Annotated in this window: 24 protein-coding genes and 1 tRNA gene; 12 read left to right on the forward strand and 13 right to left on the reverse strand. The window is 70.5% G+C overall.

Annotated elements, in window-relative coordinates; all coding sequences use genetic code 11:
* Positions 1-29: 29 nt before the first annotated feature.
* Together asd and ACLBKU_RS00985 are read left to right on the forward strand one after the other, a co-directional pair.
* Entirely contained in the window at positions 30-878 is an 849-nt protein-coding gene (gene asd, locus ACLBKU_RS00980) for an archaetidylserine decarboxylase (protein WP_410177661.1), read from the forward strand.
* Positions 879-976: 98 nt separating this feature from the next.
* Complete coding sequence (locus tag ACLBKU_RS00985; RefSeq protein WP_410177662.1) at positions 977-2248, forward strand: FAD-dependent oxidoreductase; 1272 nt, start codon at positions 977-979, stop codon at positions 2246-2248.
* Here the strand turns inward: ACLBKU_RS00985 and ACLBKU_RS00990 are convergent.
* On the reverse strand, positions 2182-2715 hold the full coding sequence (locus ACLBKU_RS00990) for a TlpA family protein disulfide reductase (protein WP_410177663.1): 534 nt from the start codon (positions 2713-2715) through the stop codon (positions 2182-2184). The genes ACLBKU_RS00985 and ACLBKU_RS00990 overlap by 67 nt on opposite strands.
* 64 nt (positions 2716-2779) lie before the next feature.
* Here ACLBKU_RS00990 and argH point away from each other — a divergent pair, with 64 nt between their 5' ends.
* From argH to ACLBKU_RS01010, 4 genes are read left to right on the forward strand one after another with little or no spacing between them, the layout of a single operon-like run.
* A complete protein-coding gene (gene argH / locus ACLBKU_RS00995) occupies positions 2780-4156 on the forward strand; it encodes an argininosuccinate lyase (protein WP_410178980.1) in 1377 nt (458 codons plus the stop codon).
* Positions 4153-4392 (forward strand): hypothetical protein, encoded by a 240-nt coding sequence (locus ACLBKU_RS01000; RefSeq protein WP_410177664.1) that lies wholly within the window; start codon positions 4153-4155, stop codon positions 4390-4392. Before argH ends, ACLBKU_RS01000 begins: the two co-directional genes overlap by 4 nt.
* Before the next feature lie 12 nt (positions 4393-4404).
* Positions 4405-5664, forward strand: coding sequence for a diaminopimelate decarboxylase (gene lysA / locus ACLBKU_RS01005; RefSeq protein ID WP_410177665.1), 1260 nt, complete (start codon positions 4405-4407; stop codon positions 5662-5664).
* A gap of 7 nt (positions 5665-5671) precedes the next feature.
* Positions 5672-6598: a bifunctional precorrin-2 dehydrogenase/sirohydrochlorin ferrochelatase gene (locus tag ACLBKU_RS01010; protein WP_410177666.1), complete on the forward strand. Its 927-nt coding sequence runs from the start codon at positions 5672-5674 to the stop codon at positions 6596-6598.
* Positions 6599-6742: 144 nt separating this feature from the next.
* Here the strand turns inward: ACLBKU_RS01010 and ACLBKU_RS01015 are convergent, their stop codons facing one another.
* The gene (locus ACLBKU_RS01015; protein WP_410177667.1) at positions 6743-7735 is read right to left on the reverse strand and encodes a MarR family transcriptional regulator; all 993 of its coding nucleotides are present in this window, start codon (positions 7733-7735) and stop codon (positions 6743-6745) included.
* A 228-nt stretch (positions 7736-7963) separates the two neighbouring features.
* Between ACLBKU_RS01015 and ACLBKU_RS01020 the strand changes: the two genes are divergently transcribed.
* Positions 7964-8599, forward strand: a complete 636-nt coding sequence (locus ACLBKU_RS01020) for a class I SAM-dependent methyltransferase (RefSeq protein ID WP_410177668.1) — start codon at positions 7964-7966, stop codon at positions 8597-8599.
* Between the two features lie 80 nt (positions 8600-8679).
* Here the strand turns inward: ACLBKU_RS01020 and ACLBKU_RS01025 are convergent, their stop codons facing one another.
* The 3 genes from ACLBKU_RS01025 to ACLBKU_RS01035 all read right to left on the reverse strand — a co-directional run bounded on the left by ACLBKU_RS01025 (position 8680) and on the right by ACLBKU_RS01035 (position 11286).
* The gene (locus ACLBKU_RS01025; RefSeq protein WP_410177669.1) at positions 8680-9234 is read right to left on the reverse strand and encodes a murein L,D-transpeptidase family protein; all 555 of its coding nucleotides are present in this window, start codon (positions 9232-9234) and stop codon (positions 8680-8682) included.
* Positions 9235-9302: 68 nt separating this feature from the next.
* Positions 9303-9986 carry a DJ-1/PfpI family protein gene (locus tag ACLBKU_RS01030; protein WP_410177670.1) on the reverse strand — a complete coding sequence of 228 codons (684 nt, stop codon included), beginning with the start codon at positions 9984-9986 and terminating at the stop codon, positions 9303-9305.
* 10 nt (positions 9987-9996) lie between these two features.
* Entirely contained in the window at positions 9997-11286 is a 1290-nt protein-coding gene (locus tag ACLBKU_RS01035; RefSeq protein ID WP_410177671.1) for an adenylosuccinate synthase, read from the reverse strand.
* A 149-nt stretch (positions 11287-11435) separates the two neighbouring features.
* Here ACLBKU_RS01035 and ACLBKU_RS01040 point away from each other — a divergent pair, with 149 nt between their 5' ends.
* Positions 11436-12497, forward strand: a complete 1062-nt coding sequence (locus ACLBKU_RS01040) for an alpha/beta hydrolase (protein WP_410177672.1) — start codon at positions 11436-11438, stop codon at positions 12495-12497.
* A 78-nt stretch (positions 12498-12575) separates the two neighbouring features.
* On the opposite strand, the gene ACLBKU_RS01045 is transcribed toward ACLBKU_RS01040, so the two are convergent.
* The 4 genes from ACLBKU_RS01045 to ACLBKU_RS01060 all read right to left on the reverse strand — a co-directional run bounded on the left by ACLBKU_RS01045 (position 12576) and on the right by ACLBKU_RS01060 (position 17543).
* The gene (locus ACLBKU_RS01045) at positions 12576-13181 is read right to left on the reverse strand and encodes a PilZ domain-containing protein (RefSeq protein WP_410177673.1); all 606 of its coding nucleotides are present in this window, start codon (positions 13179-13181) and stop codon (positions 12576-12578) included.
* Positions 13182-13293: 112 nt separating this feature from the next.
* The gene (locus ACLBKU_RS01050) at positions 13294-14409 is read right to left on the reverse strand and encodes an ATP phosphoribosyltransferase regulatory subunit (protein WP_410177674.1); all 1116 of its coding nucleotides are present in this window, start codon (positions 14407-14409) and stop codon (positions 13294-13296) included.
* 215 nt (positions 14410-14624) lie between these two features.
* Complete coding sequence (gene serA / locus ACLBKU_RS01055; RefSeq protein WP_410177675.1) at positions 14625-16211, reverse strand: phosphoglycerate dehydrogenase; 1587 nt, start codon at positions 16209-16211, stop codon at positions 14625-14627.
* A gap of 153 nt (positions 16212-16364) precedes the next feature.
* On the reverse strand, positions 16365-17543 hold the full coding sequence (locus ACLBKU_RS01060) for a phosphoserine transaminase (protein WP_410177676.1): 1179 nt from the start codon (positions 17541-17543) through the stop codon (positions 16365-16367).
* 333 nt (positions 17544-17876) lie between these two features.
* On the opposite strand from ACLBKU_RS01060, the gene ACLBKU_RS01065 reads away from it, so the two are divergent.
* Positions 17877-19058, forward strand: a complete 1182-nt coding sequence (locus ACLBKU_RS01065; protein ID WP_410177677.1) for a glycosyltransferase family 4 protein — start codon at positions 17877-17879, stop codon at positions 19056-19058.
* 42 nt (positions 19059-19100) lie between these two features.
* Here ACLBKU_RS01065 and ACLBKU_RS01070 read toward each other — a convergent pair whose 3' ends face one another.
* The gene (locus ACLBKU_RS01070; RefSeq protein WP_410177678.1) at positions 19101-19538 is read right to left on the reverse strand and encodes a hypothetical protein; all 438 of its coding nucleotides are present in this window, start codon (positions 19536-19538) and stop codon (positions 19101-19103) included.
* Positions 19539-19627: 89 nt separating this feature from the next.
* On the reverse strand, positions 19628-20281 hold the full coding sequence (locus ACLBKU_RS01075; RefSeq protein ID WP_410177679.1) for a PadR family transcriptional regulator: 654 nt from the start codon (positions 20279-20281) through the stop codon (positions 19628-19630).
* 119 nt (positions 20282-20400) lie between these two features.
* On the opposite strand from ACLBKU_RS01075, the gene ACLBKU_RS01080 reads away from it, so the two are divergent.
* The 3 genes from ACLBKU_RS01080 to ACLBKU_RS01090 all read left to right on the forward strand — a co-directional run bounded on the left by ACLBKU_RS01080 (position 20401) and on the right by ACLBKU_RS01090 (position 22872).
* Entirely contained in the window at positions 20401-21729 is a 1329-nt protein-coding gene (locus tag ACLBKU_RS01080; RefSeq protein WP_410177680.1) for a replication-associated recombination protein A, read from the forward strand.
* Between the two features lie 121 nt (positions 21730-21850).
* Positions 21851-22735, forward strand: a complete 885-nt coding sequence (locus tag ACLBKU_RS01085) for a hypothetical protein (protein ID WP_410177681.1) — start codon at positions 21851-21853, stop codon at positions 22733-22735.
* Between the two features lie 61 nt (positions 22736-22796).
* Positions 22797-22872, forward strand: a tRNA-Thr gene (locus ACLBKU_RS01090).
* Here the strand turns inward: ACLBKU_RS01090 and ACLBKU_RS01095 are convergent.
* On the reverse strand, positions 22835-24022 hold the full coding sequence (locus ACLBKU_RS01095) for a GDSL-type esterase/lipase family protein (RefSeq protein ID WP_410178981.1): 1188 nt from the start codon (positions 24020-24022) through the stop codon (positions 22835-22837). The genes ACLBKU_RS01090 and ACLBKU_RS01095 overlap by 38 nt on opposite strands.
* A 71-nt stretch (positions 24023-24093) precedes the next feature.
* Positions 24094-25020 carry an acetyl-CoA carboxylase carboxyltransferase subunit alpha gene (locus ACLBKU_RS01100; RefSeq protein WP_410177682.1) on the reverse strand — a complete coding sequence of 309 codons (927 nt, stop codon included), beginning with the start codon at positions 25018-25020 and terminating at the stop codon, positions 24094-24096.
* Between the last annotated feature and the right edge of the window lie 5 nt (positions 25021-25025).

Genomic DNA, 25025 nt, shown 5'->3' on the forward strand with positions numbered 1-25025 from the left:
CCGCGCCGCCGGTGGCTAGCGCCGCCTGCATGTCCGCCGCCTTCATCGCGCTCCAGCACGTCCTGCCCCAGCACGCCCTCTCGCGCCTCGCCGGGCGCCTCGCCGCGAGCGAGACGCCGTGGCTGCGCGACGCGCTGATCCGCCGCTTCGTCGCGGCCTACGGCGTCGACCTCTCCGAGGCCGCCCGGGGTATCGGGGAGTTCGCCAGCTTCAACGACTTCTTTACCCGCGAGCTGAAGCCCGGCGCCCGCCCGCTCGCCGACGCGCGGGAGTTCATCCTCTCCCCCGCCGACGGAGCGATCAGCCAATTGGGGCCGATCACCGGCGGCCGGATCATCCAGGCCAAGGGACGCGATTACGCGGTCGCCGAGATCCTCGGCTGCGATGCGGCGGAGGCGGCGCGCTTCGAGGGGGGGCGGTTCATCACCGTCTACCTGTCGCCGAAGGACTATCACCGCGTCCACATGCCCGCCGCGGGCACCCTCGCCCGGACCAGCTACATCCCCGGCGACCTCTACTCGGTGAACGTCGCGACCGCCGGGGGTGTCAACCGGCTGTTCGCCCGCAACGAGCGCCTCTCCTGCCGCTTCGACGGGCCTGACGGGCACTTCGCGAGCGTCATGGTCGGCGCGATGATCGTCGCCGGGATCGACACCGTCTGGCCCAACGCCTTCCGCACCCATGCCGCCGCCCCGGTCCACGAGGACTTCGCGGGCGCAGGCCACGCCTTTGCCGCCGGGGACGAGATGGGCCGCTTCCACCTCGGCTCAACGGTCGTGCTGCTGTTCGAGCCCGGCCGGGTGGAATGGCTCGAGGGCCTCGTGGCCGGCGATCCGCTGCGCATGGGGCAGGCGATCGGGCGGCGTCTCGGCGCTTAACTCGCGAGTCTTTGCACGAAATTCACTGGTGCCGCTCTAGCGCCTCGGTATCGAGGAAGACGCGCGGCGCGCGACGCCGCGGCTGTGAGGGGCGCAGCATGGATCGGCTCAATGTGGCGATCATCGGGTGCGGGCCGGCGGGACTCGCGGCGGGGCTGCTGCTCGCGCGGCAGGGGCACGCGATCGCCATCTTCGACCAGTTCGCTGCGCCCGGCCCGGTCGGCTCGGGGCTGATGATCCAGCCGACGGGCCTCGCGGTCCTCGCCGAACTGGGGCTTGCCGAGGCGGTGGTGCTCCGCGGGGCGCGGATCGACGCGCTCCGGGGCATCGAGGAGCACGGCGCCTGCGTGCTCGACGCGCCCTATGCCGCGCTCGGCCTCCCCGGCGCCTTCGGCCTCGGCATCCACCGCGCGAGCCTGTTCGACGTGCTCCACGCGGCGGCGCTCGCGCAGGAGGGGATCGCGATCCACGCCGGCCACGCGGTGACGGGCAGCACCTGCACCCACGAGGGCCGCCGCCTGACCTTCACCGACCGCCCACCGAGCGCAGCCTTCGACCTCGTCGTCGACGCGAGCGGCTGGCGCACCGGCTTTGACCCAGCGCCCAAGGGCGTGCTCCCCTTCGGCGCGCTGTGGGCAAGCCTCCCCTTCGTGCCGGGCGACCCCTTCGCGGGCAACCTCCTCGAACAGCGCTATCGCCGCGCCGCCCAAATGGCGGGCGTGCTCCCGATCGGCACCCGGCCGGAGGTGGGCACGCAGGAGGTGGCCTTTTTCTGGTCGCTCAAGGCCGAGGACCATGCCGCCTGGCAGGCGACCCCGCTCGCGGACTGGAAGGCCGAGGTGCTGCGCCTTTGGCCCGCGCTCGAGGGCCTGCTCGCGCGGATCACCGACCGCCGCCAGCTCACCTTCGCGCGCTATGCCCATCGCACCCACCCGCGTCCCGTGAAGGAGCGGATGATCGCGATCGGCGACGCCTGGCACTCGGCGAGCCCGCAGCTCGGGCAAGGCGCGAACATGGCGCTGCTCGACGCGTGGAGCCTCGCGCGCGGCCTTGCCGAGGGCCGCACGCTCGCCGAGGGCCTGCGCCTCGCGGCCGGGTGGCGGCGCGACCACGTGTGGCTCTACCAGTGGGTGACGAAGCTCTTCACCCCGCTCTACCAGTCGGATTCGCGCTGGCTTCCCGCGATCCGCGACCGGGTGCTCGCCCCGCTCTCGCGCCACTGGCCGGCGCGCGGCATCCAGGCGCAGCTGATGAGCGGGCTGTTCGGCTTCCCGCTCGCCCCGCTCGGGCTCGCCCCGCCCGACTACGAGGCCTTGGCCGAGAGCGCGTCGCGGATCAGCTTGGCCGCCTCGGGGCTGCCCCAGTCGTAGCCCCCCGCCACGCGCAGCACCTCCTTGCCGCTCGCGTCGAACAGGATGGTGAGCGGCAGCACCCCCTCGGGGGTGAACTGCGCGGCGAGCTCGGTCTCGGGGTCGAGCCAGGGTTCGAGCTTGCGGTAGCCGCCCTTGGCGAAGAACGGCGTCACCACCTCAGGCCCGCGCACGTCCTGGCTGACGGTCAGCACCTTGACCTCGCCCTCGAGCTCGCCCGCCAGCGCGTCGAGCTGCGGCATCTCCTTGACGCAAGGGGCGCACCATGTCGCCCACAGGTTGATGAGCACCGGCCCGTCCTGTGCGCCGAGGTCGAGGGTCCTGCCCGCCGGGTCCTTGAAGGCGAGCGCCGGGAGCGGCGTTCCGGCCTTGCTGCGGTCCACCTTGGCCGATGATGCGCCCGCCTCAGCGCCCGGTTGCGTCGGCGCGCCCTCGGGCCTATCGCATCCCGCCAGAACGAGGACCATCAGGGCAGTAATGAGCGACAAGCGGGACATGACAGGCTCCATCGACGGCGCTGCGACCAACGCCATGTGGGGCGGCCGCTTCGCCGACGGCCCTAGCGCGATCATGCGCGAAATCAACGCCTCGATCCCCTTCGACAAGGCGCTGTGGCGGCAGGATATCGCGGCGAGCAAGGCGCACGTGGCGATGCTCGGGGCGGCGGGGATCGTCGCAGCCGAGGATGCCGCGGCGATCGCTGCCGGGCTCGACCGGGTCGCGGCGGAATACGCGGCCGACGGCGTTCCCGAGGACTGGGACCGCGAGGACATCCACATGACGACGGAGGCCCGGCTCGCCGAGCTGATCGGTCCGGTCGCCGGGCGGCTCCACACCGCGAGGAGCCGCAACGACCAGGTCGCGACCGACTTCCGCCTGTGGGTGCGCGACGCAATGGTGCAATTGGACGAGGGCCTCGCCGCGCTCCAGCGCGCGCTGGTGTCCCGCGCGGGCGAGCACGCGGACAGCATCATGCCCGGCTTCACCCACCTCCAGACCGCGCAGCCGGTGACGCTCGGCCACCACCTCATGGCCTATTACGAGATGTTCCGGCGTGACCGCGCGCGGATCGCCGATGCGCGGGTGCGGATGAACGAGTGCCCGCTCGGCTCGGCGGCGCTCGCCGGGACCGGCTTTCCCGTCGACCGCGAGGCGACAGCCCGCGCGCTCGGCTTCGACCGCCCGACCGCGAACTCCTTGGACGCCGTCTCCGACCGCGATTTCGCCCTGGACTTCCTGTGGTGCTGCTCGGCCACCGCGCTCCACCTCTCGCGCCTTGCCGAGGAACTGATCCTGTGGGCGAGCCAGCCCTTCGGCTTCATCCGCCTGCCCGACAGCCTCTCGACCGGCAGCTCGATCATGCCGCAGAAGAAGAACCCCGACGCCGCCGAACTGGTGCGCGGGCATTCGGGGCGGGTGATCGGGGCGCTCACCAGCCTGATGATCACCATGAAGGGCCTGCCGCTCGCCTATTCGAAGGACATGCAGGACGACAAGCCGCCGGTCTTCGAAGCCGCCTCGCTGATGGCGCTTTCGGTCGCGGCGATGACGGGGATGATCGAAGGCGCAACCTTCAACACCGCCCGCATGCGCGCCGCCGCCGAACTCGGCTATGCCACCGCGACCGACCTTGCCGACTGGCTGGTGCGGCAGGCCGGCATCCCGTTCCGCGAGGCGCACCACATCACCGGCGCGGCGGTCAAGCTCGCTGAAAACCGAGGCATCGCGCTCGACCAGCTGCCGCTCGAAGACTTGAAGGCGATCGATGCGCGGATCGAGGAAAGCGTCTATGCTGCCCTTTCCGTCGACGCCTCGGTCGCGGCGCGGGCCTCCTATGGCGGGACCGCGCCCGATCAGGTACGCCAGCAGGTCGCCGCCGCGCGCGCCAGCCTGGGAATGGAGGAATGATGCGCATCGCTGCTGCCCTCGGGCTTTGCCTCCTCGCCGCAGGCTGCGGGACCCAGACACCGCTCACCCCGCCCAAGGGCGCCGAGCTGCCGCCGGCCCCCTATGGCGCAGCCGAGAAACCCAGCTCCGACGAGCTCCTGCGCCGCGACGCGCTCGCCGCCCCCGAACGCTCGGTCGAACTGCGCCGCCGCTCCGAGGAGCGCCAGGACGACCCCTTCGACCTCCCTCCTGAATAGAGCCCCCGCTGCATGGACCATTTCACTCTCAGGGACGGCGTGATGCACGCCGAGGACGTGCCGCTGCCGGACATCGCGGCGGCGGTCGGCACGCCGGTCTACGTCTATTCGCGCGCCACGCTGGAGCGCCACGCGCGGGTCTTCGCCGAGGCGCTGGCGGCGGTGCCCGACAAGCTCATCGCCTTCGCGGTCAAGTCCAACCCCAACCTCGCGGTGCTGAAGGTGCTGGGGCGGCAGGGGATGGGCGCGGACGTCGTCTCGGTGGGCGAGATGCGCCGCGCGCTCGCCGCGGGGATCGCGCCCGAGATGATCGTCTTCTCCGGGGTCGGCAAGACCGCGGCCGAGATGGTCGCGGCGCTCGAGGCGGGCATCGGCCAGTTCAACATCGAGAGCGAGGAGGAAGGCGTCGAGCTCGCCGAACTCGCCGCCGCGCGCGGGCTGACGGCGCTGTGCGCGCTGCGCATCAACCCGGACGTCGACGCGGGCACGCACGACAAGATCTCGACCGGCAAGGCCGACAACAAGTTCGGCGTGCCCATCGGCGAGGCGGGGCAGATCTTCGGGTCGCTGTCGCGCCTGCCGGGGATCAACCTGCGCGGGGTGGCGGTGCATATCGGCAGCCAACTCGCTGATCTTGCACCCCTCGAAGCGGCTTTCGGCAAGCTCGGCGCGCTGGTCGAGGCGCTGCGCGGGGCGGGGCACGCGATCACCCATGTCGACCTCGGCGGGGGCCTCGGCGTGCCCTATCGCGTCGGCGAAGTGCTGCCCGAGCCCGCCGCCTACGGCGCGATGGTCGCGCGGGTGACGCGGGACTGGGGGGTCAAGCTGATCTTCGAGCCGGGCCGGGTGATCGCGGGCAATGCAGGGGTGTTGCTGACCCGGGTGGTGCGGGTGAAGCGCGGGATCAACGATCCCTTCGTGATCGTCGACGCCGCCATGAACGACCTCGCACGTCCTGCCCTCTACGGCGCCTACCACCACTTCGAGGCGGTGAGCCCAAGGGGCGACCGGATGACGGCCAACATCGTCGGTCCGATCTGCGAGACCGGCGACACCTTCGCGATGGGCCGCGAGTGCGACCTGTTGGAGGCGGGCGACCTCGCGGTGTTCCGCACCGCGGGCGCTTACGGCGCGACGATGGCCTCGTCCTACAATTCGCGCGGCTTCGTCGCCGAGGTGCTGGTCGACGGCGACCGCTTCGCGGTCGTCGCGGACCGTATCGAGGCGGGCGCGATCATGGACGCCGAGCGCGTGCCGGAATGGCTCGTCTGACACCGTCATGAGCGGCATCGCGAGCCTGCCGCTGTTCCACAAGGTCGCGGGACAACAGGTGCTTGTGCTCGGTGACGGGCCCGCGGCGGAGCCCAAGCGGCGGCTCGTCGAACGCGCCGGGGGCGTGGTGGTCGAGGACTTTGCGCGGGCGGTTGACGAGGGGGTGCGGCTCGCCTTCATCGCCTTCGAGGACCGACTTGCCTGCGAGGCGGCGGCGATCAATGCGCGCTGTGCGGGGATGCTGGTCAACGTCGTCGACCGGCCGGAATTATGCGACTTTACAACGCCTTCGATCCTCGACCGCGACCCGCTGCTGGTGGCGATCGGGACCGGGGGGGCCTCGGCGGGGCTGGCGAAGCACGTGCGGCTGCGGCTCGAGCGGGTGCTGCCCGAAACGCTCGGGGCGCTCGCCCGGGCGCTCGAGGCGGCGCGGCCTGCGCTCCGGCGGCGTTTCCCCGAGGGGCTGGCGCGGCGGCGGGCGGTGGATGCCGGCTTGCGGGAGGGCGGACCGCTCGATCCGCTCGATCCCGAGGCTTTCCAGCGGGTTGCAGGCTGGATCGCGGGCGCGGACAGCGCTCCGACGGGGGAGCTTCGCGAGGTGATCCTCACCCGCGCCGACCCTGAGGACCTGACCCTCAGGCAAGCCCGCTGGCTGGGCGAGGCGGACCTGATCCTGATCGATGGGGAGGTGCCCGCCGCGATCCTCGCAAGGGCCCGCGCCGATGCCGAGCGGCGGATGTTTCACGCGAAACATCCCCGCGAGGGGGGGGCTGAAGGGGGTCTGGATGGGGTCAAGGCGGGGTCTGGAGCGGGCAAGGCCGGGTCTGGCGCGGGCGAGCAGGAGGCTGCGCCCACCGCCCCTGAAGGCGAGGGCGACGCTGCCCCCGGCCTCACGCTGGTCCTGCGCTGGCGGCCGGTGGCGCCGGGCGGCTAGCGGGCACGGTAAGAGGAGTCGCGACGCGCGGGGGCGGAGCCCCCACCCCCGGCCCCTCCCCCGGGGGAGAGGAGAAGAAGGGCGCTCCCTTAGGGCGGCATCTGCCCTGGCGAGAGGACGAACCCCTGCGCCGCTTCGGAAAACCTAAGCCGCCTGGAGCACCGGAGTGCGCAGGCTCGCGAAGTAGCCGGACATCGCGGCGATGGCCTTGTCGCTCAGCGCGATGAAGGCGCGGCGACGGTCGGCCGGGTCGGGAACGCGCACGAAGATGCCGCTCTCGACCATCTGGGTGAGCCAGCGGAGCGCCGTCGTCGCCGGAACCCCGGCGGCGATGCACAGCGAGGTCACCGAGACCTGCACGCCCTCGCCGTGCGCGGCGGTCAGGTCCAGCAGCATGTCCCACGCCGGATCGCCGAACAGCGCCGGATCGAAGAAGCGGGTGCGCGCCTGGCGGTTGGCGATGATCTGGCGCACCACCTGCGGATCGGGGAGCGCCGGGCGCGCCGGGGCAAACCCGCTCGCGGCGGCCGATTCGAGGCGCGCCGTCTCGTGCCCGAGGCCGCTGAAGGCCCCGCGCTCGCCCGCGGTGTGGCCGATGCGGTCGAGCGAATGGGCGATCGCCTCGACCTGCTGCGAGAGGCGCAGCAGCGCGACGCGGTCCTCCTCGGCCATTTCGCGCAGCCGCGCCGCGCCCGCCTCGCCCATCACCCGGCCGACCGCGATCACCCGCTCGGCGCGGCTCGGCGACACGAGGATCTGCGGGTTGGACTGGTCGAGCACGGCGAAGACATCGTCGAGACCTTCGAGGTTGGTGCCGACGATCAGCTTTGCCCCCGAGCGCGCGATCCGCATGTCGAGCCGGGCGAGGCCTGCCAGCATCATCGCGTCCATCCCGCGCGAGCCGGTGACCGCGCAATCGACCACCACCACATCGCCGAGCAGCGCGATCGGCCCTTCGAGCAGCGCGCGCAGGCCGCCCCCGTCGATGCTCTGGAACCCGGCCCCGCCGAGATCGGCGGCGATCTGGCGGCGGAGCCCCTCGTGCTCCCCGAAAATCGCGACCCGCGCGGGGAGCCCGGCCCCGTCATCGGCGCAGCCATAGGCGAAATCTTCGGCAGCAGAAGCGTGGTTGAGCATCGACTCGACTCCAGCAATGTTGGAACGAGAATAGAACAAAAACGGATCATAGCAAGCAAATGTTGGAGATGACGCGCGCTTGCGCTTCGCTCCTCCGCATCGCCGCGTCGCAGTCGCGCGTCGCGGGACAAGCGCGTTCCCGACCGGACCGACGAGCGGCAGATCCGTCCCGAAAATTTTCAAAACCAGGATAGACTCCCCACCTGATCGAAGCTAACCATCGCGCTCATGAGCGCCTGGTCAAAAGCCGTCCACCCTGCCCAAACCTGGTTTCGCAAGAAGCGTGCAGAACGCATCCTGAAGCGGTTTCCGGAGATCAATGGCGGCGTGGTGATCGACGTCGGCGGATCGCTCACCTTCTGGAAGTCGGTCGGCGACATCCTCAAGCCGGCCCGCGTGATCATCTACAATATCAGCGCCGGACGCATGCAGATGGGCCTGCAGAACCGGACCGACTATATCGAAACCCATATTTATGATGGCCACACCATTCCCGAGGCGGATGGCACTGCCGACGTGGTGATCTGCAATTCCGTGATCGAACACGTGCCGCTCGAAAACAGGGCGCGGCTGGTCTCGGAGATCGCCCGCGTCGGGAAGAGGTTCGTGGTGCAGACCCCGGCCTATGGCTTCCCGCTCGAACTGCATTTCGGGCTGCCCTTCATTCACTGGCTTCCGCGCAGCTGGGGCCGGTTGCTTGTGCGTGCATCGCCCTTTGCACTCATGTCCGATGCAAGTTCGGTATGGATGTTCGACCAGACGCAGCTGCTGCGGAAGCCTGAATTCAAGCGCTACTTCCCCGATGCCGACATGGAAGTCGAATACTTCCTCGGCATGCCCAAGAGCGTGCTGGTTTTCGGATAGTCCTGTCCAGCCCGCCTGCCGCAGTGCGGGTGGTTCCTCACTCGAAATTCATGCGCGCGGGCCCTGGCTGATGGGCGCGATCAGGGCCTGATCTCGATCGCCGTGCCGTCGGGGACGATGCGCCACAGCTCCTCGATCTCGGCGTTCGAGAGCGCGATGCAGCCGTCGGTCCAGTCGCCCGGCATCCGCCCCGTCGGCAGGGCATTGGGCTGGCCGTGGAGGAAGATGTCGCCCCCCGGCGAGCGGCCCTGCCGCGCGGCATAGGCGCGGTCCTCGGCGTTGGGGTAGGAGAGCTTGAGGCTCAAATGATAGGCGCTCCCCGGATTGCGCCCCTCGATCACGTAGCGCCCCTCGGGCGTGCGCTCGTCGCCCTCGAAGCGCTTGTGGCCCTGCGGCTGGTCGCCGAACTGCAAGCCCCGCCAGGCCCTGACCGGCTGGCCGCCGGCATAGGCGACCATCAGCCGCTCGGACTTGTCGACAATCAGGTAGTCGACCTTGGCGAAGCGCGGCGCGGGGATGATCCGCGCCGCCTCGCGGGCGAGCGGGGGCTGCGCGGCTGGGCCCTGCGCCTGCTCGGGCTGCGGCGCGGCGCAGGCGGCGAGCAGCAGGAGCGGGAGGATTGCGAGGCGGGTCACGCGGGCAAGCCTACCCCGGCGGGGGACGGGCGATCAATCCGCATTGCTCCTCGCCCGGAGGATCGGGCTCAGGCGCCGAACCCCAGCCGCTCGGCCGCCTTCACCAGTTCCTCCTCGCGGCCCCGCGCACGGGCCGCAGCCGCCTCGGCATAGCGCGCGACGAGCTCGGGTCCGGCCTTCGCGGGAGAGCCCGCGTCGAAGGGCGGCGCAGGGTCATATTCGAAGCCGAGCTGGAGCGCCCTGGCGACCTCTTCCCCGGCGATCTGAGCGATCAGGGTCAGCGCGAAATCGATCCCCGCTGTCACCCCGCCGCCGGTCACGCGGTTGCGATCGATCACGGTGCGGGCGTGGACGGGCTCGGCGCCGAAGCGCGCGAGGTGGTGGTGCCAGGCCCAGTGGGTGGTCGCCCGGTATCCCCTGAGCAGCCCTGCCGCGCCGAGGATCAGCGCCCCGGTGCACACGCTGGTGACCCAGGTGGCGGTGCTGCCCGCCTGCCGCAGCCATGCCATCGCGGCGTCGTCGTTCATCACGCTCGCGACGCCGACGCCGCCCGGCACGCAGATGATGTCGGGCGCAGGGATGTCCGCATAGGTGATGGTGGGGACGATAGAGAACCCCGCGTCGGTGGGCAGCGGGTCGAGGCTGTGCGAGACGTAATGCACGCTCGCCCCCGGCAGGCGCGCGAGGAACTGCGCCGGGCCGGTCATGTCGAGCTGGGTCATGTGGGCGAAGGGCAGGAACGCGATCTGCATCGGAGGCCTCCTAGTCGACGAAGGGATCGCGCATCAGGATCGTGTCGTCGCGCTCCGGCGAGGTCGAGACGAGCGCGACGGGGCATTCGATCAGCTCCTGGATGCGCTGGATGTACTTGATCGCGTTGGCCGGAAGGTCGGCATAGGAGCGCGCGCCCGCGGTGCTCTCGTGCCAGCCGGGCATTTCCTCGTAGATCGGCTCGCATTCGGCCTGGTCGGCGGCGTGGCTGGGGAGGTAGTCGTAGACCTTGCCGCGCAGGCGATAGCCGGTGCAGATCGCGACCTTCTCGAGCCCGTCGAGCACGTCGATCTTGGTGAGCGCGATGCCGGTGACGCCGCTGATCGCGCAGGACTGGCGCACGAGCACGGCATCGAACCAGCCGACCCGGCGCTTGCGGCCGGTGACGGTGCCGAATTCGTGGCCGCGCTCGCCGAGGCGCTGGCCGACCTCGTCCTCGAGTTCCGTCGGGAAGGGGCCCGAGCCGACGCGGGTGGTGTAGGCCTTGACGATGCCGAGCACGAAGCCGGTCGAATTGGGGCCGAGGCCGCTGCCCGACGCCGCGGTGCCGCTCACCGTGTTCGACGAGGTGACGAAGGGATAGGTGCCGTGATCGACGTCGAGCAGCACCCCCTGCGCGCCCTCGAACAGGATCTTGGCCCCGGCGCGGCGGACCTTCTTGAGGCGCTTCCACACCGGCTGTGCGAAGCGCAGCACGAAGGGGGCGATCTCGCGCAGCTCTTCCAGCAGCGCGGCGCGGTCGACCGGGGGCTGGCCGAAGCCGGCGCGCAGCGCGTCGTGGTGGGCGCACAGGCGGTCGAGCTGCGGCTCCAATGTGTCGAGGTGCGCAAGGTCGCACACCCGGATCGCCCGCCGGCCGACCTTGTCCTCGTAGGCCGGGCCGATCCCGCGCCCGGTGGTGCCGATCTTGCCCTTGCCCGCCGCCGTCTCCCTGAGCGCGTCAAGATCGCGGTGGAGCGGCAGGATCAGCGGGCAATTGTCGGCGATCGCGAGGTTCTCGTCGGTGACGGATACCCCCTGCCCCTCGACCTTGGCGACCTCGTCGCGCAGCGCCCAGGGGTCGAGCACCACGCCGTTGCCGATCACCGAGAGCGTCCCCGAGACGATGCCGGAGGGGAGCAGCGAGAGCTTGTAGGTCTTGCCGTCGATCACGAGGGTGTGGCCGGCGTTGTGCCCGCCCTGGAAGCGCACGACCACGTCGGCGCGGCTCGCCAGCCAGTCGACGATCTTGCCCTTGCCCTCATCGCCCCACTGGGCGCCGATCACGGTGACGTTGGCCATGCTGGTCCTTTGCTAGCGGCTCGACAAAACCCGGGGGGCCTAGGCGTTCGCCGCGCCAAGGGCAAGCGCGGTGAGGGGCCTCCCGCGCGAAGGGTTTGGCGCGAGCGCGCGTTGCTTGGGGAACGACCCTGCCGCCAAGGAGCCTGCCCATGAAGACCCCCGCCACGCTTCTCACCGCCGCCGCCGCGCTCGGCGTGCTCGCCACCCCGATCCTCGCCCAGCAGCAGCGCGGCGGGGGCGGGCGCCTCCCGCCCGAGTGCCGCGCCGAGATCGTGCGGCTGTGCGGCACGGACCGGACGCAGATGCGCTCCTGCCTGCGCGAGAAGGCGGGCGAGCTCTCGGACGGGTGCCGGAGCGAGCTGCGCCAGCGGATCGAGCAGCGCCTGCGCCAGCGCGGCGGCGGGGGGATGGGCGCGCAAGGACCCGCGACCCCGCCGACGCAGACCCTCGCCTACGGCCCCGACAGCCTCCAGGCATTGGACCTGTGGGTGCCCGAGGGCGCGAAGAAGGCTCCCCTCGTCCTGTTCGTCCACGGCGGCGGTTGGAAGCGCGGCTCGAAGAACAACGCCACCTCGCGCGCGCTCCCGGCGCATATGCTCGAACAGGGCTATGCCTTCGCCTCGATCGACTACCGGCTGGTGCCGCGCAACACCGTCGAGGAGCAGGCGCGCGACGTCGCCGCCGCGCTCGCGCACCTGCTGAAGCGCGCCGAGAGCCTCGGCATCGATCCGACCCGCGTGGTGCTGACCGGTCACTCGGCGGGCGCGCATCTCGTCGCGCTGGTGGGGACCGACGAGCGTTATCTCAAGGCCGCGGGCCTGTCCTTCGCGGACATCGACGGGGTGATCCCCAACGACGGCGCGGCCTATGACGTCGCGGAGCAGTTGGCGGCGGGGCCGAAGATGATGGCGCCGACCTATGTCCAGGCCTTCGGCACCGACCTGGCGCGCCAGAAGGCGCTTTCGCCGACTCTCCAGGCGGCTGCACCCAACGCGCCCGCCTTCCTGCTGCTCCACGTCCAGCGCCCCGACGCGATCGCGCAATCGAACGCGCTCGCCGCGGCGCTCAGGCGCGCGGGCACCAAGGCCGAGGTCGCGGGCTTCCCCGGCGAGGGCCTGCGCGGCCACATGGAGATCAATCGCAAGCTCGGCCAAAGCAACTATCCCGCGACTGCGGTGATGGATGCGTGGCTGAAGAAGGTGCTGGGCTGAACCCGTTGGGGGGCGTCGCCCCGGGCCCTGCGTCCGGGGCGACGATATCCTGAAAAGGCCCGGCGCTGCGTCCGAACCTCAGAACAGCATTGCACTCAGCACGCCCGCCAGCCCCCCCGTCACCACCGAGGCGAGCGTGATCCTGAACATCATCCGGGGCACAGTCTCCCCGCGCCGCCGCCGCAGCGTGAACCAGCCACCCACCTTGCCATGCTGCGTGTCGCCGCGTGCGCCGGAAGCGCGGCGCGCCCCGCCACCCCAGCCGAGAACCTCGGCGAGACGCTCCGCCCGCGAGCGGTAGCCCCCCATGCCCACCACCCAGTCGCGCGCGGCCATCCGGGCCTCCGCCTTGGCAAGCTCCATCGCATCGACCACCTCGCCGCGCAGGTTCAGCACCACCGCCTTGGGCAAGGCCTCCTCGAACTCGATACCCGCATGGCTCCCGCGGCACCACTTGACCTCGCCGAAGACCTTGATCCTCCCGAGGTCGAGCCAGACGGCTTGCGCGACTTCGAGCGGGCGCGGGGTGACGATGCCCGCGCCGCGAAGGGACAGATCGGCGATCTCCACAAGGAAAGTGTTCGCTGTCGTGGCGAGGCTGCTGCGAATCCCGAGCACCGCTCGCCCCAGGCTGCGCTTGCAATCTGGGGTTTCGTCGGAGAGGGGCTGAGCGTGGGCATTCATCGCGCGATGCTAGCACGAAGCCCCAGAATAAGCCGTGCGGGCACTTAGGTGAATCTCCGTAGGTCGGAGCCTCGGGAAGGGGCCGCCGGCGACGAGGCTCCGTCCTTGCAGGTCAGAGCGCGACCGGCTCTTCTCCTTCCAGCACGTAGCCGCAGCCGAGCATCTGCGGGTCCTCGCCCGCGGCGAGCTGGGCGAGGGTGCGCCAGCCTTCGAACCTCAGGCGCGCCGCCACCGCCCGGTCGTGACCCAGGGGCAGGTAGCAGGTGCGCACCGGCTCGGGCTGGGGGGCGATCTCGGCAAGGCGGTCGAGGTAGAGGGTGAAGCCGGTCGCGGGCTCCTCGCTCCCGGCGATGCGGTAGGTGCCGCCCCGCCCCGCCGCGCGGCGCAGGCCTTCGGCGTAGAGCGTGAAGCCGAACCACGACTGGTATTCGAAGCCGTGGCGCTCGGTCGGGTCGAGGGTGATCGTCGCCGCGTCGCCGACGGCCGCCGCGATCTGCTCGAGCGCGTCGAGCCGCGACTTGAGCGCCCCGCCCGCATCGACCGCGCGAAGCGAAGCGAGCGCCCCCTCGAAGGGCCCGGTCGCATAGAGCAGCGGCAGGTAGGCCGACCCGCCCGCGGCCTTCAATCCGCCCGCGTCCTTGGTGTCGAGCTCGCGGCGCACCGCCTCGATCTGCTCGGGCGCGAGCGGGAAGGTCTTCGCCGCAAGCGTGTCGACGAGGTCCGGCAGGGTGAAATCGACCGCGATGCCGGTCAGCCCCGCGGCCTTCAGCGCCTCGACCGCGAGCATCACCGCCTCGCTCGCGGCGGCGACCGAATCCGCGCCGATCAGCTCGGCGCCCAGTTGCAGCCGCTCGCGCGCGGGGTCGAGCTGGCTCGCCTTGATGACCACCGTGTCGCCGCAATAGGCGAGCCTGAGCGGACGCGGGGCGGCGGCGAGGCTGGTCGCGGCGATGCGCCCGACCTGCGGGGTCATGTCGGAGCGCAGCGCGAGGGTGCGCAGCGAAGCGGGATCGACGAAGCGGAACATCGCACTGCTCTCGCCGACCGTGACGCCCGCCATCCTCCCGGCAAGCGAGGCCTCGAACTCGAGCAGCGGCGGGCGCACCCGGTCGTAGCCATGCGCGGCGAGCACGTCGAGCGCGGCGCGCATGGCAGCCGTGATCCGCGCGGCCTCGGGGGGCAGGCGGTCCTCGAGGCCTTCGGGGAGGAGGTCGTTGGGCTTGGTCAATTGATCACACTTCCGTTCGTGCTGAGCCTGTCGAAGCACGGCACTTCTTCTGCACCGCGGCGCTATAAGATGTGCGGCCCTTCGACAAGCTCAGGGCGAACGGGAGAAAAGAGACACCCACCCCTAACCCCTCCCGCAAGCGGGAGGGGGACCGGGTTGCGCTTTCGTCTCCCCTCCCGCTTGCGGGAGGGGCCGGGGGTGGGCCCGCGCCGAACTCAGAACGTCAGCGCCTTGACCGTCTTGACGCCCTCGACCTTCTCGGCCTCGGCGATCACCTCGGGGGTCAGCGCCTCGTCGAGGCTCAACAGCAGCACCGCTTCCCCGCCGGCCTCGCGGCGGCCGAGGTTGAAGGTGCCGATGTTGATCCCGTGGTCGCCGAGCAGCGTGCCGATGCGGCCGATGAAGCCCGGCTTGTCGTCGTTGACGATGTAGAGCATGTGGCCCGAGAGCTCGGCCTCGATGCCGATGCCGAAGATCTCGACCAGCCGCGGCGCCTCGGTGCCGAACAGCGTGCCGGCGACCGAGCGGGGGCCCTGCGCGGTCTCGACGGTGACGCGCACCAGCGTGTTGAACGCGCCCTCGCGTTCGTGGCGCACCTCGCTCACGGCAAGCCCGCGCTCCTTGGCGAGGAAGGGCGCGTTGACCATGTTCACCGTGTCCGAATAGCGGCGCATGAAGCCCGCGAGCACGGCGGCGGTGATCGGCTTGCCATTGAGTTCGGCCGCCGCGCCCTCACGCTCGACCCCGATCTGGGTGAGGTTGCCGTGGGCGAGCTGGCCGACGAGGCTGCCGAGCTTCTCGGCGAGCGTCATGTAGGGCTTGAGCTTGGGGGCTTCCTCGGCGGAGAGCGACGGCACGTTGAGCGCATTGGTCACGCCGCCGTTGACGAGATAGTCCGCCATCTGCTCGGCGACCTGGAGTGCGACGTTGACCTGCGCCTCGTTGGTCGAGGCCCCGAGGTGCGGCGTGCAGATGAAGTTGGGCGCGCCGAACAGCGGGTGGTCGGCGGCCGGAGGCTCGACCTCGAAAACGTCCAGCGCCGCGCCCGCGACCTGGCCGCTCTCGAGGCATTCCTTCAGCGCCGCCTCGTCGATCAGGCCGCCGCGCGCGCAATTGATGACGCGGATGCCCTTCTTGGCGTTCTCGAGCCGCTCGCGGCTGAGGATGTTGCGGGTCTCCTCGGTGAGCGGGGTGTGGAGCGTCACGAAGTCGGCGCGGCTGAGCAGCGTGTCGAGGTCGACCTTCTCAATGCCGAGCTCGATCGCGCGCTCCTCGGTGAGGAAGGGATCATAGGCGATCACCTTCATCCGGAGGCCCAATGCGCGGCTCGCCACGATCGAGCCGATGTTGCCAGCGCCGATCAGGCCGAGGGTCTTGCCCGTCACCTCGACGCCCATGAACCCGCTCTTGGGCCACTTGCCCGCCTGGGTCTGGGCGTTCGCTTCCGGGATCTGCCGGGCGAGCGCGAACATCAGCGCGATGGCGTGTTCGGCGGTGGTGATCGAGTTGCCGAAGGGGGTGTTCATCACCACCACGCCCTTGGAGCTGGCGTAGGGGATATCGACATTGTCCACCCCGATGCCGGCGCGGCCGATCACCTTCAAGTTGGGCGCGGCATCGAGGATCGCCTTGGTGACCTTGGTCGAGGAGCGGATCGCGAGGCCGTGATATTCATGGATGCGCGCGGCGAGCTCATCGGGGGTCTCCCCGGTGATGACATCGACATCGCAGCCGCGCTCCTCGAAGATGCGCGCGGCGTTGGGGTCCATCTTGTCGCTGATGAGAACTTTGGGCTTGGTCATGGAGATTTCCTTCCACGGAAAAGAAGACCCGTTCGCCCTGAGCCTGTCGAAGGGCTGCACTTCATTTGGAAGGCAGCGCGGCATCAGAAAAAAGGCAGTGCTTCGACAAGCTCAGCACGAACGGAGGAGGGGTGAGTGCGAAAGGCCGGCAAATCAGCCGTTCTTGACCTTCTCGTAGGCCCACTCGATCCACGGCAGCAGGCGCTTGATGTCCTCCTGCTCGACCGTGGAGCCGCACCAGATGCGCAAGCTCGGCGGCGCGTCGCGGTAGCCGTTGAAGTCGAAGCCGACGTTGCGCTCCTCGAGCAGCTTGACGATCTTCTTGGGAACGCCCGCCTTGTCCTCGTCGGAGAGGCTCTCGTACCAGTCGCCCTGGAAGACCATGCACACGCCGGTGTTGGTCTGGAGCGCCGGGTCGCTCGCCATGTTGCGCAGCCACGGGGTCGCCTCGATCCAGTCCTTGACCAGCGCCGCATTGGCATTGGCCCGCTCGATCAGCGCCTTGCGCCCGCCGATCGCCTTGCCCCATTCGAGCGCGGCGATGTAGTCCTCGGTCGCCAGCATCGAGGGGGTGTTGATCGTCTCGCCCTCGAAGATCCCGCGGTTGAGCTTGGCGCCCTTCTTCATGCGGAACAGCTTGGGGAGCGGCCAGGCCGGGTCGTAGCTCTCGATCCGCTCGACCGCCTTGGGGCTGAGGATCAGCATCCCGTGCTGGGCTTCCGAGCCCATCACCTTCTGCCACGAATAGGTCGTCGCATCGAGCTTGGCCCAGTCCATCTCCATCGCGAAGATTGCGCTGGTGGCGTCGTTGATCGTCACGCCCTCGCGGCCCTTCTCGAGCCAGTCGGTGTTCGGAATGCGCGCGCCCGAAGTCGTGCCGTTCCAGGTGAACACCACGTCGTTCCTCTGCGGGATGGTGGTGAGGTCGGGGATTGCACCATAGTCGGCGGTCAGGACCTGCAGGTTCGGCAGCTTCAGCTGCTTCACCGCGTCCTGGATCCAGACATTGCCGAAGCTCTCCCACGCCGCGACCGTCACGGGCCTCGCGGGATCGAGCATCGACCACATCGCGGCCTCGATCGCCCCGGTGTCCGAGGCCGGCATGATGCCGATCAGATAGTCATCAGGAATGCCGAGCAGTTCGCGGCTGAGATCGAGCGCGTATTTGAGGCGCGCCTTGCCGATGCTCGAACGGTGCGAGCGGCCGAGCGATTCGGTCTTAAGCTTGTCCAGCGACCAGCCGGGGAATTTTGCCGTAGGGCCCGAGGAAAAGAAGGGGCGCTCAGGCTTCAGCGAAGGCTCATGCGCGAGCCCGCGAACGTAGTCAGTCATGTATTCTCTCCTTGCAGAGAGCACGCGCGGCGTTGGGACCGCGTGGCCCGTCGGCCGCTGTAGAGAGGCGCGGCGACAAGTCAATGACGAAAGGGGAAAGGTCGATCGCCCCTCCCCGTCCCGAAGGGATGAGGAGGGGCTGTCCTGAGCCTGTCGAAGGATGGCAGACGCCGCAGGCGGCTGACGGAGGGGTAATCCTCCGGCGCCGCATGACCCCTCCGTCATCGCTTCGCGATGCCACCTCCCCATTCGCAAGCGAACGGGGAGGGACTTGGGCTCTCGCGCAACCTCCCTCTCGCAAATTCCCCCGGGCTCGCCTAAACGGGCGGCCTCATGGACATCGCCAACCTCCGCGTCGCCCTGTTCAGCGGCAATTACAACTACACCCGCGACGGGGCTAACCAGGCCCTCAACCGGCTCGTGGGCTCGCTGCTGGCACGCGGGGCGAAGGTGCGCGTCTACTCGCCCAAGGTCGCCAATCCCGATTTCCCCCCGACCGGCGATCTCGTCGGGCTGCCCAACGTGCCGATGCCGGTGAAGGGCCGCGGCGAATACCGCCTGCCGACGGGGCTCGGGCCTGCGGTGCGCCGCGACCTCGCGGCCTTCGCGCCCGACATCGTCCACCTCTCCTCGCCCGACCCCTCGGGCCACGCCGCGCTCAAGTGGGCCCGCGCGCGCGGCGTCCCGGTGCTCGCCAGCGTCCACACCCGCTTCGAGACCTACCCGCGCTACTACAACATGGCCTTTCTCGAGCCGGTGATCGTCAAGCTGCTGAAGCGCTTCTACAACCGCTGCGACGCCCTCGTCGCGCCCTCGCAGTCGATGATCGACGAGCTCGCCGCGATGGGCATGCACCACCGCATCGGGTTGTGGAGCCGCGGTGTGGACCGCACGATCTTCTCTTCCGCCCGCCGCGACCCCGAATGGCGCCGCGAGCTCGGCCTCGCCGACGAGGACGTCGCGATCGTCTTCCTCGGCCGGCTGGTGATGGAAAAGGGCCTCGACGTCTTCGCCGAGACCATCGCCGCCCTGCGCGAGCAGGGCGTTCCGCACAAGGTGCTGGTGATCGGCGACGGGCCGGCGCGCGCGTGGTTCGAGGCGAACCTGCCGGGCGGAATCTTCGCGGGCTTCCGGACCGGCGAGGGCCTCGGCCAGGCGCTCGCCAGCGGGGACGTGTTCTTCAACCCCTCGGTCACCGAGACCTTCGGCAACGTCACGCTCGAGGCGATGGCGAGCGGGCTTCCCGTGGTCGCCGCCGGGGCAACCGGCAGCGCGAGCCTCGTCGCCGACGGGGTCACCGGGCGGCTGGTCGCGCCCTCGGGCAGCATCAAGGCCGACGCCGCCGCCTTCGCCGCGGCGCTCGCGCCCTATTGCGCCGACCGGGCGCTGCGCTCGGGCCACGGCGCGGCCGGCGAGACGCGCGCCTGCGAGTTCGGCTGGGAGGCAATCAACGCGGTGGTCGCCGACACCTATCTCCAGCTGGTCGAGGAACGGCGCGGCAGGAAGGCGGCCTAGGGAGGCGTTCTTGTCACCCTGCCGCCTCGCTGCTTGAGGGCGTCAGCGCAGCACCCCGGCCTTCCTCATCCGGACCGCGTAGAACAGCAGGAACAGCGTCACGGCCCAGATCGAGACCTTGAGCCCGGGCGGCGTGGCCATGTCGGCCGGCACATCGAGGATCACGGTCTCGGCCATCGTCACGCCGATCAGCCCCGCAAGCGCGATCGCCATCGCCGGCACCGCCCACCTCGAGCGGAGCAGCAGCAGCACCGATCCCGCAAATGCGCCCCACACCCCCATCGCCCAGACGGCGGTGGCCCACGCGGGATAGCTTTCCATGAAGGCGATCTGGCTCGGGGTCATGCCCATCTCCTCGAGCTTGCCGAGCTTGGTCGAGAGATAGCTGATGATCCCCATGCTGTTGAACAGCAGGGTCACGGTGCCGACCATCCACAGGTGGACCGGCGCGTGCATGCGGCCTTCGGTAACTGTCGCCAAGAGCGTTTCCCTCCCCCGATCCGGCGCGACCCGAACGGGGGAGAGGATAGGCCTTTCGTGCATCCGCTGCAACAGCGGATGCCGTAACGTCAAAGGCGCTCGATGCGCTTGGCCATCTCGTCGATCATGTCGACGATCTCGCCGATCGTGCGCTCGTCGAGCTTGCCGGCCCGCGCGCGGTTCTTGAGCACGCTGGCGAGGTTGCCCATCGCGCGGAACATGTCGGAGGAGCGCACGTGGGTGGTCTGCTCGCCGTGGCGGCCGAGGCGGCGCATCAGGCCCTCGACCTCGTCCTTGCGCGCCTCGAGCTCCTCACGGCCCTGCTGGGTCGCGGCGAAGGGCTTCTTGGCGCCCTCGGCCTCGGCTTCCTCGATCGCGCCCTCGTCCTCAAGCAGCTGGAGCGTCGGGTAGACCGCGCCCGGGCTCGGCGCATAGGCGCCGCCGGTCAGCTCCTCGATCTCCTTGATGAGCTCGTAGCCGTGGCGGGGCTCCTCGGCGATCAGCGCGAGCAGGACGAGGCGCAATTCGCCCTGACCGAACATCCGCCCGCGCCGACCACGCCGGCCGCGCTCGCCGCGTGCCTCCTCGCCGCCCTCGCGCTCGGTGTCCTCGCTGTCGTAGCGCCAGCGCATCTTGACGCCCGGCCCGGGGCCGAAGTTCACGTTGCCGTTCATCGCCAGCGCCGCGATCGCCTCGCCGAGCTTGTCCCAGCCGTTGCCGCGGCCATATCTGTTCCAGGTCATGCGCATCTCCTCCGTCAGAGTCGTAAGATACATCCAAGATATATCGCAGACCTATCGTTGCAAGCGCGCGCGCCAGGGACGGTTCCCTTTTCCGCCGGGCGGCCTATCACGACCGACGAATGGCTGACCTGTTCGGACAAGACGCCCCCGGGGGCCCGCGCGACCATGCTCCGGCAGCGCCAGAGGACTCTGGCGCCCCGCTCGCCGACCGGCTGCGGCCGCGGACCCTCGCCGAGGTGGTCGGGCAGGAGCACCTCACCGGGCCCGAGGGCGCGATCGGACGGATGGTCGCGGCGGGGCGCCTTGCGAGCATGATCCTGTGGGGCCCGCCGGGGACGGGCAAGACCAGCATCGCGCGCCTCCTCGCCGAGGCGGTGGGGATGCGCTACGCCGCGATCAGCGCGGTGTTCTCCGGGGTCGCCGACCTCAAGCAGGCCTTCGCCGAGGCCGAGACAATGGCGAAGGCGGGCAAGCGCACGCTGCTGTTCGTGGACGAGATCCACCGCTTCAACCGCGCCCAGCAGGACGGCTTCCTCCCCTTCGTGGAGCGCGGGACGGTGACGCTGGTCGGCGCGACCACCGAGAACCCGAGCTTCGCCCTCAACGCCGCGCTGCTGAGCCGCGCGCAGGTGCTGGTGCTGAACCGGCTCGACGAGGCCGCGCTCGAGGCGCTGCTCGCCAAGGCGGAGGCGCTGGAGGGCCCCCTCCCCCTCGATCCGCAAGCGCGCGCGGCGCTGATCGCGCAGGCCGACGGCGACGGGCGCTTCCTCCTCGGGCAGGCCGAGACGCTCTACGCGGCGCGGCTCGAGGGGGCCCTCGACCCTGCGGGTCTCGGGGCCTTTTTGCAGCGCCGCGTGGCGGTCTACGACAAGGACCGGGACGGGCACTACAACCTCATTTCCGCGCTCCACAAGTCGGTACGCGGGAGCGATCCGCAGGCGGCGCTCTACTGGCTGGCGCGGATGCTGGTGGCGGGCGAGGAGCCGCTGTTCCTCGCGCGGCGGCTGGTGCGCATGGCGGTCGAGGACATCGGCCTCGCCGATCCCCAGGCGCTCCCGCAATGCATGGCGGCGATGGAGGCCTACCGCTTCCTCGGCTCGCCCGAGGGAGAGCTGGCGCTGGTGCAGGCGTGCCTCTACCTCGCGACGGCGCCGAAGTCGAACGCCGCCTATGTGGCGCAGAAGACCGCGTGGAAGGCAGCAAAAGAGACGGGGAGCCTCGCCCCGCCCGCCAACATCCTCAACGCGCCGACGAAGCTGATGAAGGACCTCGGCTACGGCGCGGGCTACACCTACGACCACGAGGCGGCGGACGGCTTCTCGGGCGACAACTACTGGCCGGAAGGAATGGAACCGGCGCAGTTCTACGCACCGGTGGAGCGCGGCTTCGAGCGCGAGATCAGGAAGCGTCTCGACTACTGGGACATGCTCAGGGCCGAGCGGGGGTGACGCTGCCTCGTCGATCGATTCCGTTCGGGCTGAGCTTGTCGAAGCCCCGCACTTTCTTCCGCGCGAGCGGCCGGAAGAAGGACGGCCCTTCGACAAGCTCAGGGCGAACGGGGTTGGTTGCTTGACCCGCTTCACCCACTTCCTCGCGGTCGACTGGTCGGGAGCCAGGGGCGCGCGCCAGAAGGGGATCGCGGTCGCGGTCGCGCTCGCGGAGGGCGGAGCGCCGGTGCTGGTCGCGCCGCCCGATCCCCGCGGCTGGGCGCGCGCGGAGGTGCTCGCGCTGCTGCTCGACCTCCCGGGGGCGACGCTCGTCGGGCTCGACCTCGGCCTCTCGCTGCCGTTCCACGACGCGGGTGCCTTCTTCCCCGGCTGGGATGCCTCGCCCCCCGACGCGCGCGGGCTGTGGGCGCTGATCGACCGCCTGTGCGCCGCCGACCCGCATCTCGAGGCGGGAGGCCTCCTCGCCCACCCCGAGGCCGCGCGCTACTTCCGCCACGGCGCAGGCGCCGAGGGCGACCGCTTCCTCCTCCCCGGCGCCGCGAGCCGCGAGGGCCGCTTCCGCATCGCCGAGGCCGCGCAGCGCGCGCAGGGCGTGCGGCCGGTGAGCAACTTCAACCTCGTCGGCGCCGCGCAGGTCGGCAAGTCGAGCCTGACGGGGATGCGGATGCTCCACCGCCTCGCCGGGCGCGTGCCGGTGTGGCCCGTCGACCCGCTGCCCCCGGAGGGCTCGGTGGTCACGGAGATCTACACCTCGATGGCCGCGCGGCTCGGCGGGGTGACGGGGGCGGCGACGAAGATCCGCACCTTCGAGGCCCTGAACGATGCGCTCGATGCGCTCGGCTCGCCGCCGGTCGCGGGCAGCGGCGCGATCGGCGACCACGCCTCCGACGCCCTCCTCACCGCCGCCTGGCTGCGCCGGGTGCACGGCAATCGCGATCTGTGGCACCCGCCTGCGCTGACCCCCGCAGTCGCCCGCACGGAAGGGTGGACTTTCGGCGCGTTATAGGTGCCCTACCGCTTCGCTACTTGAGGGCAGGACGGATTGGCATTAGGGCGCAAGCCGGAAAGCCGGCTTAGCTCAGATGGTAGAGCACCTGATTTGTAATCAGGGGGCCGCGGGTTCGATCCCTGCAGCCGGCACCAGCACCCCCGTTGTCCCCTCCCCGCCTCGATCCGGCGACGCCCTGTTCGCGCCGAGGGCCGCGAGCACCCGGGCGGCGACCCGGCGATTGTCGGCCGCATCGAGATGCGCGAAGCAGCCGCTCAGCGCGAAGTCGCGCTCCATGGTGACGAGGCGCACCGCCGCACGATCGCGGGCGGACAGGCGCGCATAGGCCGCCGCGTGGGCTTCCCGGACGGGTCCATAGCCGTAGTCGAGCAGGAGAATGCGCGCGCCCGGATTGGCCTTGCGCAAGCCCCGAGCGAAGCGGGCTAGGGCGGGCGCCAGCGCGCGCGTCACCGTGTCGCTGTCGGCCAGCGCCTCGCGCGGAAGGAAGGGCTCCGACAGGTCATTCTCGCCCAGCGCGACGATGATCGTGCGCGGACGCCACGTGGCAGGGCGGCGCCAGGGCTCGACGGTCTCGGGAAGCGTTCGCAGGTAGAGCTTCTGCATGGTCGGCTTGCCCGCCTGATAGACGAAGTTGCGGACCAGTCCGGCGCCGGAATAGGCGTTGACCGCGTAATCCGCGCCCAGTGCCTTGGCGACGAGCACGGGCCAGGCGCGGCTCGTGTCGGTCGTCTCCCAGACCTCCTCGTCCGTGCACGCAGCCTTGCCGGCGGAGAGCCCGAATCCGGTCATGAAGGAATCGCCGATGAATTCGATCTGGTCAGGGCGCCCCGGCCCGGGCGGCAGGACCCGCGCATCGCGCGGGACGGACACGCCGAGCAGCTGGACATTGGCGTAGCGGTCCTCGTCGATCCGCTCGAGACGCAGGAGATGCTCGCCCGCGGCGAGCCCGCCGACCACGAAGACCGGCCCGATCCGCGCGTCGATCAGACCGAGGTCGGCGCCGTCGACGAAGACGCGCCAGCGCGAGCGACCGGCAAACGGGCCGACAAGGACCTGCGTGCCGACGAAGCGCGCCTCGACATAGGTCCCCGGCCATGCGCTGGTGAAACCCTCTGCCTCGGCGCGAACGCGGCCTCCCAGCCGCAGCGGGACAGGCGTGTCGAAAGCGACAAGCGCGTCCGGTCCGACCGGCACGATGGCGGGCGCCGCTCCGACCGGCCCGCCGAAGAGGGCCGCGGCCAGCAGGATCGGCGCCATACCACGCAGCAGCATTCCGAATGTCATGCACCCCTCCCCCACAGCCAGCGCCGGCGGCGTACACAATCGCGGTCGCCGGCTCAACCGGTCGGGAGCCGTCAGCCTTGCTTGAGGAAGAACTCCTCGCGCTCGCGGCGCAGCTCGTCCGGAGTGAGCGCGGCGAGGCTGCCGAGCTCGGCGCGCAGCGCGAGTGCGAGGCGTTTGACCGTCTCGGCCGGATCGCGGTGCGCGCCGCCGCGCGGCTCGTAGACGATGCGGTGGATGACGCCCAGCTTGAGGAGGTCCGCCGCGGTCACCTTCATCGCCTCGGCGGCGCTCTCGGCCTCAGCGGCGCTGCGCCACAGGATCGAGGCGCAGCCCTCAGGGCTGATCACCGAATAGACCGCGTGCTCGAACATCAGCACGCGGTTCGCCGCGGCGAGCGCCACCGCGCCGCCCGAGCCGCCCTCGCCGACGATCACCGCGACGAGCGGCACGCCGAGGGCGAGGCACGCCTCGGTCGAGCGGGCGATCGCCTCGGCCTGCCCGCGCGCCTCGGCATCGACGCCGGGGAAGGCGCCCGGCGTGTCGACCAGCGTCACCACCGGCAGGCCGAAGCGGTCGGCGAGCTCCATCAGGCGGATTGCCTTCCTGTAGCCCTCGGGCCGGGCCATGCCGAAATTGTGCCGCAGGCGCCCGGGCGTGTCCTCGCCCTTGACGTGGCCGATCACCATCACGCGGCGGCCCTCAAAGGTGGCAAAGCCGCCGATGATCGCCTGGTCCTCGCCGAACACCCGGTCGCCGGCGATCGGCAGGAACTCGGAGAACAGCCCGGCCACCAGCCGCTCGAAACGCGGCCTTTGCGGGTGCCGCGCGACGAGGGTGCGCTGCCACGGCGAGAGACGCGCATAGGTGTTTTCGAGCAGCTTCGCCGCCCGGGTCGCGAGCATCCGCGCCTCCTCGGTGCCCTCGGCATGGGCAGCGAGCTCGGCGGCGTGCTTGTCGAGCGCCTCGATCGGCTTCTCGAAGGGCAGGTACTGGATCACGGGTT

Source organism: Erythrobacter sp. NE805, from assembly GCF_046452355.1.
In the GTDB taxonomy this organism is placed as follows: Bacteria; Pseudomonadota; Alphaproteobacteria; order Sphingomonadales; family Sphingomonadaceae; genus Erythrobacter.